The organism is Anaeromonas frigoriresistens (genome assembly GCF_016820655.1).
Classification (GTDB): domain Bacteria; phylum Bacillota; class Clostridia; order Tissierellales; family SIT17; genus Anaeromonas; species Anaeromonas frigoriresistens.
Map to the genome: position 1 here is coordinate 1 of NZ_WSFT01000001.1, position 9,779 is coordinate 9,779.

The 9,779-nt window shown below is 29.4% G+C and carries 9 protein-coding genes and 1 riboswitch; of the genes, 4 read left to right on the top strand and 5 right to left on the bottom strand.

Annotation, left to right across the window (positions count from 1 at the left end; translation table 11 throughout):
* Positions 1-649: 649 nt before the first annotated feature.
* Positions 650-910: a cysteine-rich small domain-containing protein gene (locus GOQ27_RS00005; RefSeq protein ID WP_203364755.1), complete on the top strand. Its 261-nt coding sequence runs from the start codon at positions 650-652 to the stop codon at positions 908-910.
* Positions 911-950: 40 nt separating this feature from the next.
* Here GOQ27_RS00005 and lpdA read toward each other — a convergent pair whose 3' ends face one another.
* Positions 951-2,336 (bottom strand): dihydrolipoyl dehydrogenase, encoded by a 1,386-nt coding sequence (gene lpdA, locus GOQ27_RS00010; protein WP_203364756.1) that lies wholly within the window; start codon positions 2,334-2,336, stop codon positions 951-953.
* A gap of 138 nt (positions 2,337-2,474) precedes the next feature.
* Here lpdA and GOQ27_RS00015 point away from each other — a divergent pair, with 138 nt between their 5' ends.
* The 3 genes from GOQ27_RS00015 (at position 2,475) to GOQ27_RS00025 (ending at position 5,783) form a co-directional block, all read left to right on the top strand.
* Complete coding sequence (locus GOQ27_RS00015; RefSeq protein WP_203364757.1) at positions 2,475-3,260, top strand: GNAT family N-acetyltransferase; 786 nt, start codon at positions 2,475-2,477, stop codon at positions 3,258-3,260.
* A 139-nt stretch (positions 3,261-3,399) separates the two neighbouring features.
* Positions 3,400-4,740 carry a magnesium transporter gene (gene mgtE / locus GOQ27_RS00020; protein WP_203364758.1) on the top strand — a complete coding sequence of 447 codons (1,341 nt, stop codon included), beginning with the start codon at positions 3,400-3,402 and terminating at the stop codon, positions 4,738-4,740.
* Between the two features lie 74 nt (positions 4,741-4,814).
* Complete coding sequence (locus GOQ27_RS00025; RefSeq protein ID WP_203364759.1) at positions 4,815-5,783, top strand: calcium/sodium antiporter; 969 nt, start codon at positions 4,815-4,817, stop codon at positions 5,781-5,783.
* 28 nt (positions 5,784-5,811) lie between these two features.
* Here the strand turns inward: GOQ27_RS00025 and GOQ27_RS00030 are convergent, their stop codons facing one another.
* From GOQ27_RS00030 to GOQ27_RS00045, 4 genes are all read right to left on the bottom strand, one after another.
* Positions 5,812-7,002 (bottom strand): MFS transporter, encoded by a 1,191-nt coding sequence (locus GOQ27_RS00030; protein WP_203364760.1) that lies wholly within the window; start codon positions 7,000-7,002, stop codon positions 5,812-5,814.
* A gap of 82 nt (positions 7,003-7,084) precedes the next feature.
* Complete coding sequence (locus GOQ27_RS00035; protein WP_203364761.1) at positions 7,085-7,657, bottom strand: TVP38/TMEM64 family protein; 573 nt, start codon at positions 7,655-7,657, stop codon at positions 7,085-7,087.
* 145 nt (positions 7,658-7,802) lie between these two features.
* Positions 7,803-8,744, bottom strand: coding sequence for a carbamate kinase (gene arcC, locus GOQ27_RS00040; RefSeq protein WP_203364762.1), 942 nt, complete (start codon positions 8,742-8,744; stop codon positions 7,803-7,805).
* Positions 8,745-9,101: 357 nt separating this feature from the next.
* Complete coding sequence (locus tag GOQ27_RS00045) at positions 9,102-9,398, bottom strand: hypothetical protein (RefSeq protein WP_203364763.1); 297 nt, start codon at positions 9,396-9,398, stop codon at positions 9,102-9,104.
* Between the two features lie 71 nt (positions 9,399-9,469).
* Positions 9,470-9,554, bottom strand: a riboswitch (cyclic di-GMP riboswitch).
* Positions 9,555-9,779: the final 225 nt, after the last annotated feature.

A 9,779-nucleotide genomic window follows, 5' to 3' on the forward strand; every position in this document is an offset into this window, starting at 1 on the left:
CCCCCACGTCAATGACACTAGATCCTAAGTCTAGCGCGTCTGCCAAATTCCGCCACTCCCGCATATTCATTATGTCACCTTTATCATCAGACTTAATTATATAAGCTTTAATAATAAAAGTCAATAGGAATTTTTTAGTGAAAAAAAAGTATTTTTGAGAAAAATTAATTTTTCTTAATATTTTGTGTTTGATCAGTTCTAATGGTGGTATATATATAATAACTATTAATAAAGGGGATGATTCCACCAAAGTAAACAGTATGATTTAAAAACCCAGTTATTAGTTTCAGAATTAGAGATTTAAGTATTGAGTTTGATTCAAATATTATTATATTAGGTAATTATACAAACCTATATAGTAATATACACTAGATGTTATTAAATAGGTTAATGTATAAACTTAAATAATAATATAGTTTACAAAAATGGAGATATCTAAAGGATAGTAGTATTTAGATAGTATTATTAAAAGATGTAGTAGTATTATTTAAGTAGTGGTATTAGGTATTTAAAAAGAAGGGTGTGATTCCCCCAAAAATTAATAGTTTATCGATTTAGAATAGAACATCTCTTAAAAGTACATGGAGGTGTTCTATTCTATTATGTTATAATAGAATACATATTATAACATAATTAAGGGGGCAGATTAATGGGGGAGAATTTTAAATTCAACCAGAATAAGAAATGTGAGTATTTTCCTTGTCATGATGTTAAAGATGAGAATAAATTTAATTGTATGTTTTGTTTTTGTCCATTATATATGCTAAAGGAAGAATGTGGAGGAAATTATTCTTATAATAATGGGATAAAAGATTGTACCAACTGCAAAGTTCCTCACAGTGAAAATGGATATGATCATATAATGTCCAAAATGAACAAAGTAATTGAGATAGGAAGCAAAAGAGATTAGATGGGTTAAACCACCTAATCTCTTTTTAACTGTATATTACTTAGATACTAAATAAATTATTAAGGGTTTCAGACAAACTTGGATGAGTGAATATCCCATCCCTTAAACTTTCATAGGGTACTCTTCCCATCATTGCTATCTGAATCATTGCCATCAATTCTCCACCTTGATATCCTAGTATTGCTGCTCCTAATATTTGATGATTTTCTTTATTTATTATAGCCTTCATAAATCCTTGTGTTTTCCCTTCTTCAATAGGTCTCCCTTGTTTATCCATCTCAATTTTACTTACTTCTATATCATATCCCTGTTCCCTTGCTTCCTTTTCACTTAAACCTACTCTGCCTAATTGAGGATCTGTAAATAATGTATAAGGTACTAATCTTCCATCTTTACTTCTCTTACCTTCCCCAAATAGATGATCTTTTACTATTCTGAAGTCATCATAAGCTATATGAGTGAATTTAGGTCCCCCAATTATATCTCCTAGAGCATATATATTATCTAAGCTAGTTTTAAGGGTGTCATCTACTATGATATATCCTCTGTCATTTATATCCATATCGACCTTTTCTAAATTTAGTTCTTCTGTGACTGGAGACCGCCCTACTGCTAATAATATATGCGATCCTATTATACTATTTTCTTCTTCATCTCGTTCAAAATAAACCTCAATACCATTATTAGTTTCCTTAACTCTCTTTGTATCAGTTTCTAATAAAAAATTTACATTATCTTTCTCTAATATATCTTGTATTCTCGATGATACATCTTTATCTTCCCTTTTAAGGATATTTTCACTTCTACCTATAACTGTAACCTTACTTCCAAATCTAGCAAACATCTGAGCAAATTCTATACCAATATATCCACTTCCTATTATTATTAGATGTTCTGGTGATTCATTTAATTCCATTATAGAAGTAGAATCCAGGTAGCTAATGTCATCTATCCCCTCTATAGGTATAATATTAGGTTTAGAGCCTGAATTAATAAATATTTTATCTCCTTCTATGATTTCTTCTTTACCATTATTTAACTTTATTTTGATAGTGTTTCTATCTATAAAACTTCCAACACCTTTATATAAATCTATTTTATCAGTATCATCAATAGCCTCTTCTATATTTTCTCTAAATGCCTGTACTATTTCATCTTTTCTCTTCATAACTTTTTTGAAATCTAATTCTACATTTTCAACTTTTACTCCAAGTTCCCTACTGTGTTTTACTCTGTGATTTAAATTAGCACTGGCTAAAAGGGCCTTTGAGGGAGTACATCCAAAATTTATACAACTTCCTCCTAAATAATTCTTTTCAATTAAAGCTACATTCAATTCCCTAGAGGCATATTCAAAGGCTAAAGGATTCCCGGCCTGTCCACTTCCAATAATAATAGCATCATATTTTTTTCTGTTATTAGTCAATTTTCTCACTCCTTTTTAGATATTACTTTTTTACATATTTACCCGAATAATAAAAGTATCAAACTTAATAAACTTAATGATTGACTGATAATTCAGACTATGATATATTTTTAGGAATACATATAAGGGGGGATAGGTATGATTCGAAAATTAGTTGCTAAAGATCATCAGTTAGTAATGGATTACATATCTAAAGAAAAAGAATTTAATTTATTCATGATAGGAGATATTGAGAATTTTGGTTATGATACTGATTTTCAAAGTCTATGGGGAGAATTTGATGAGAAAGGTCATATAAAAGGTGTATTACTTAAATTCTATGAAAATAGAATATTCTATTCAGATAGTGAAGACTTGAATAAGGACGGATTTATAAGTTTATTTGGTGATGACTTTAAAGTTTTATCTGGAAAAAGTAATATGGTAGATATATTTTATGATTCTTTTAATTTTAGAAAAAGAAAAGATGCATATTTCTGTAAGATAGAAAAACTATCAAGCTTACCTGAGATTTCTATAGATAGAGAAATCTTGAGATTAAATGAAACACATACAAAGGATATAGTTCATTTAACCGACCTTATAGATGAATTTGGTGATGTGTCAATGAATGAAGAAAGAGTAGCACAAAAATTTATCACTAATACGGGAAGAGCATATGGAGTATACGATAAAGATAAATTAGTAGCAATAGCACAAACCACTGCTGAAAATAGTTTCTCAGCTATGATAGTAGGTGTATGTACTCATCCTGAATATAGGAATCATGGATATGCTTCTAGCTGTATGATAAAATTGTGTAGTGATTTAATAAACGAAGATAAAACTCTATGTCTATTTTATGATAATCCTAAAGCTGGGAGTATATATAAAAGATTAGGTTTTAAAGATATAGGATCTTGGAGTATGTGTGTTAAAGAATAAGATAACTTAGTTATCTTATTCTTTTTTTATTGCCCTTTAACCTTCACTTAGATGATTAATACTATAATAGTTTTATATTTGATTTAAATAGGGGTATAATTATAAAATAAAAAAGATAGAAATTAGAATGGAGGCATTTATGGAATTTATATCATATCATGAAAACTTATTAAAATATTTATTATACATCTCTAAAGAAGATTTAGAAATAGCCATTTCACACATTCATCCCGAAGATATTTTAGATGCCTTAAGATTATATGAAGGAGATAAAAAAGACATTTTATCTAAGCTTCCAAAGGATATTTTAGTTGATGTTGTTGATCAGGCAGAGGACGAAGAAAAATATGAACTATTATCAATAGTCTCAGAAGCTAGGCAAAAGCACATCATAGATGAAATGTCCTCAGACGAATTAACAGACCTTTTAGGTTCATTATCTAATGAAGAAGCTAATAAGATTATTTATAAGATGAATATAGATGATGCCAAAGAAATTAGAGAGCTCTTAAGCTATGAAGAAGATACTGCTGGAGGTATAATGGCAACAGAATTTATTGCTATTAAGGAGGATATGAGTATAGCAAACACTCTTAAATATCTTCAAAAAGAAGCCCCTAATGCAGAAACAGCTTATTACTTATATGTATTAAATCACAATAGTAAATTGCGAGGAGTAGTATCTTTAAGAGACCTAGTAATAAATGATTTCAATGTAGAAATAAAAGATATCATGAATGAAAATGTGATCAGTATCCCTTGGGATATGGATCAAGAAGAAGTAGGTAATATATTTGAAAAGTATGGACTTTTAACCATGCCAGTAATAGATAATTCTAATCGTATGTTAGGAATAATAACTGCTGATGATATTTTTGAAATTATAAGGGAAGAAGATACAGAAGATATATATCGATTAGCTGGTCTTGATGAAGATGAAAAAATAGAGAGAAACATAAGAGAATCAGTAAAAAATAGACTTCCATGGTTATTTGTAAATCTTTTCACTGCTATTTTAGCATCAATTACTGTCAGTTTCTTTGAAGGAACAATTCAACGGATTGTAGCCCTTGCTACTTTTATGCCGATAGTTGCTGGAATGGGTGGAAATGCAGGCACCCAGACATTAACTTTAATAGTCCGGAGTATAGCTTTAGGAGAACTTACTATAGATAATACTAAAAAGGTGTTATTAAAAGAGTTAGGAATAGGAATATTCAATGGTATAGCCATTGGTTTAAGTATTGGAATCCTGAGTTTTTTATGGGAAAAAAATATTATTTTTGGAGTAGTAATAGGTGTAGCTATGATATTAAATATGCTTATAGCTGCTATCTCAGGTTTTGGTATACCTATTATACTTAAAAAATTAAATATAGATCCTGCTTTAGCCTCTGCCGTATTTGTAACTACTATGACAGACGTACTAGGTTTTTTCTTTTTCCTTGGTTTAGCTACACTACTTATTGATTTTCTTTAATAAAAAATAATTGATATAATTAATTTTGAAATAAACTTATAAAAAATTAGTTAGTCATCTAAGGAGGATTTTAGTTGGATTACATAATATTATTAATAGGATTTGCAGCATTAATTAAAGGGGCAGATTTTTTTGTAGACGGAGCTTCATCTATTGCTAAAAAATTCGGACTCCCCTCAATTCTTATAGGTCTTACAATCGTAGCTTTTGGTACCAGTGCCCCAGAGGCTGCAGTAAGTATAAAAGCTGCTCTTACTAATTCAGATGGTATAGCCGTAGGTAATATAATTGGCTCTAGTATATTTAATATATTAATAGTTATTGGAGTAGCAGCTATTATAAAACCAGTCAGAATAAAAATCAAAACTATATTAAAAGAATTTCCATTCCTCTTTTTGGCTACAGGAATGTTATTTGTACTTAGTTATGATGTAGTATTACAAAATGCTGAAGGTAATATATTGTCTAGAGGAGATGGAATAGTATTACTATCGGTATTCTTAGTATTTATATACTATCTTGTTGAGATGGCAGTGCTTTCAAATGGTAAATCTGATGATAATGGACTAATAGAAACTGATGAAATTGAAGAAATACCACTATCAAAAAGTTTGTTTTTGACTGCCTTAGGAATGATAGGTATAATGATAGGAGCCCATTGGGTAGTTATATCAAGTACCTCTATTGCTGTATCTTTAGGTATGAGTGAAACTTTAGTAGGTCTTACTATAGTAGCAATAGGTACATCCTTACCAGAATTAGTTACATCTATGGTAGCAGCCTTTAAGGGAGAAAGTGATATAGCAGTAGGTAATGCAATAGGCTCAAATATGTTTAATATAGTATTCATCTTAGGAATAACATCTATTATTAAACCCCTACCTATTGAGAGTAAAGTGTTTTTTGATATGATCTTTTTAATAGGTGCTACTATACTGACATATATATTTGCTACTACTGGCCAAAAAACTAATAGATTTGAAGGTATATTTTTATCATTAGCCTATATTGGATATATGATATTTATTTTAATAAGAAGATAGGTTAGTGGAATGTTCCACTAACCTATTTTTATGGGTTATTAGTAGTTTTTAACCCTAATCTATTATTCATATATTTGGATGCCAATAATACCATTATAGTCATTATAATGGCTAATACTATATGAGTAGTAAATATATTTGTAGCATCTTTAAGCATTCCCATCAATGGCATAGTAGCAGCAGCTGCTATGCTGGTAAGTAGTCCTTGAAAAGAAAGTATAGTTGCTCTTTTATCTGATGGTATATGTTTGTTTAAATATTTTCTAGTTACTGGTCTATACATTCCTCTAGCAACTTGCTGCAATAATATAGCTATAACTCCAATCCACACTTTGGTAAATCCCATTATAAAAAATGAAATAATTATTAATCCAGCCATAACCGTAAGCGTCCTAGGTTTAGTGAAACTCATTATTTGATCTATATATTTGGATGTTATTGCTGCAGTGATATTAAAGGCGAAAAATATCCATCCAAAATATATCACTGGTATACCTATTGATTCCATATAAGGTTGAAAATATAAAAATCCCATTCTATAAAATATAAAAAATACCATTGAAAATAATATTATAGCTTTAATTTTCTCATGTCCTAAAATAAACTTTCCACTATCTTTTATCTGGGAGAAGTAATTACTACTTAAATGCGTAGAACCTCCTTTAAAATCAGGTTCTTTAAAAAATAGTGTTATTATCATAGTTATAATCATAAATCCTACAGATATCACAAAAGGCAAATGAATATTTATAGCATATACATATCCAGCAATAACCGATCCCACTGCTTGAGCAACTAATGATAAAGATCTAGCATTCCCTTCAATTTTTTGAAAATGATGCTCCTCTTTCATCTCTTTTAGTGAATCATATATTAATGCTGTATCTGAGCCGGACTTAAATGCAGCTCCTAAACTAAAAATTCCCTCCGCTAAAGCTAACAGGATAAATTGATCCACCATTATGTACACCAATAAACTTACTCCCCATAACATTGAAGCTAATATCATACTCCATTTTCGACCTATTCTATCAGCCACTGCTCCTGTAGGAACCTCAAATAACACTACACATATTGCAGCAAATGATTGTAGTACTGCTATCTCTGTAAATGATAGTCCCTTTTCAAATAAATATAATATCATTATAGGTCCTAATATCAGTAACTCTGCAAATGTAGAATAAAAATAATAAGTTTTAATATTTCTTATGTATGACATTTCCCCCACCCCCTATTTAATATTTAAAGAATATTCTATATAATAAGAAAATGGAAGTCAAGAGAATATTAATCCCAAACCTTTATATGATATTTTCTAAATACGAACCTATAAAAGTATAAAATAATATTTTAGGTAAAATTCCTAGAGTAGTTCCTATTATAAAATCTTTATAGTCTATATTAGCCATTCCTGCTCCAAAGCTAATAGGGTCAAAAGGAAATATCGGAGTTATTCTCATATATAATAATCCCCTTATTATTTTATTTTCATCTAGATCATGAATCTTATCTACATACTTTGTCAATTTTAATATTTCTAAAATTTTTCTGAATTCCTTTTGAAAAATCTTTGAAACTTTAAAAGATAAACTAGAGGCTATTATAACCCCCACTGAAGTATATATGAATCCTTCTATAAATCCAAAAATCACTCCTCCTCCTATAAAAAATACAGTAGTCGGTACTAAAAAGAAAGGTCTTATACCATTTAACACTATATATATTAGGATTCCCACTATTCCAAAGGTCTCAACAATTCTTTGAATATTATCGATGTTAACATCAGCTCTTTTTATATCATTTTTATTTAATATAAAAATTACCATAATCAATATTATAAATAATAAATATATTATTAACTTATCTTTTTTCATTTAATTAGTCCTTCCCTTTTAAGTTATATACTATTATTATTATATGAAACAATAAAAAATTAGTATACAACAAAAAAATATATAAAGCCCCTATTGCATTGATACAATAAGGGCATTATATATTAAACTTCTTTATATAAATATTTTATTCTTCTGATTTATATACCTTTGTTCCACTTTTACCAGCTAATGCATCTTTTGCTTTTTCTAGAGATGCAATTATTGTATTTCTACCAGCTTTTGAATCTGCAAATTTAATAGCAGCTTCAACTTTTGGAAGCATACTTCCTGGCGCAAAATGTTTTTCTTCTATATATTGTTTAGCTTCTTCAATAGACATCTTTTCTAAATCCACTTGCTCTGGTTTTCCAAAATTAATTGATACTCTATCAACTGCTGTTAATATGAATAGATAATCTGCATCTAATATTTCTGCAATTTTCTCACTAGCAAAATCTTTATCGATTACTGCTGGTACTCCTGTTAGAGAATTGCCTTCTTTAATAACTGGAATTCCACCACCGCCAACAGTGATAACAACTTGACCTTTTTCAACTAAAGCTTTTACTGTTTCCTTTTCAACAACATCCACAGGCTTTGGTGAAGCTACAACTCTTCTATATCCTCTACCAGAATCTTCTACCATGTCATATCCTTTTTCATCTCTAAGAACCTTACATTCTTCTTCTGTATAGAAGCTTCCTATAGGTTTAGATGGATGTTTAAAAGCTTCATCATCCTTATCTACTACAACCTGTGTAACTATTGTAGCTACAGGTTTGTCTATGTTTCTTTTACTTAATTCTTCTCCTATTGCGTTTTGTAAATGATATCCGATATATCCTTGACTCATAGCTCCACACTCAGGGAATGGCATAGTTGGTACAGCATCTTCTGTTACTGATGCTACCTCCATTGCTAAGTTAATCATACCTACCTGAGGACCATTACCATGAGCAATTACTACCTCATTGCCATCTTGGATAAGATCTACTATAGGCTTTGCAGTATTTTTTACAAGACTAAGCTGTTCCTCTGGTGTTTTTCCTAGTGCATTACCACCTAAAGCTATAACTATTCTACTCATAAAGCACCCTCCTAAAATTTTATTGTATTGTTAATTGAAATGAAGTAAGACTATTAGTTATTCTGACCTATACTATAAGGTTTTTATGTATCATATTTTGTTTTTTTTATTATAGATCAACCTTCATTACTTGCATACCCTACTTTGAATGCATTAATAAAATAAACAATTCAGATAAAATATTATCGAATTAAGTCTATTTACGTATATTTTATCATGTTTTGCATAAAAATCCACCGAAAATTTAAAATTTTAAGTTTATTTATTATTTTCCATCTATTTAAAAATCAAACAAAAAAGAGATGGGTAAACCATCTCTCTTTAGGGTTGGAAGTATGTATTTTCTGAATAAAGAAATTATCTATTTAAAAAGGGAACTAATTTTATTATCTTATTCTTAGTAACTGTCTTTTTTTCTATTTTATTTTTTATATCATTTTTATTCATGTTTAATAGCTTTTTTGATTTATTTAAATCTTTTTGATTTACATATAGTTCCACACCATATATAGTCATAGCTCTATATATTTGCAAGTAATCTTCTGTATCCTTATATTTTCGAGATACTATTATGTCATTGTCTCTCAGTAATTCCTCTACATCTTCAGCTGCATCATCATCTGAAACCTTCATAAGAAAAACAGAATCCTCCATAGTAAACCTCCTAATTTAAAAAATCAGCAAAGCCCGTTGCCTTACTGAGTTTTACAGTAGATTGTAAATCTAACGGCAACCTGGCAATCATAGTTATTCAACCTTAGACCCATAGCTTTGCGTCCCTATCTTTCGATAGGTTTGCTAAATATTATCTTTATATTTATATTACCATATAATTGATGAGAATTGTCAAAAAATTTAATTTTTTAAGGTAATTTGTCAAAATAGGACCAAAGCCCTATTTTGATGTAGCTCATTTTAATCTCTCCCGCTCTATTTCCTAGACTGTCATAGAAGTATTTTCTATTTTCTTCATTTCTATTTTTCACTTCTACTAATTGGTTTAGTGGATCATATTTATATTCTTCTTTTTCGTAG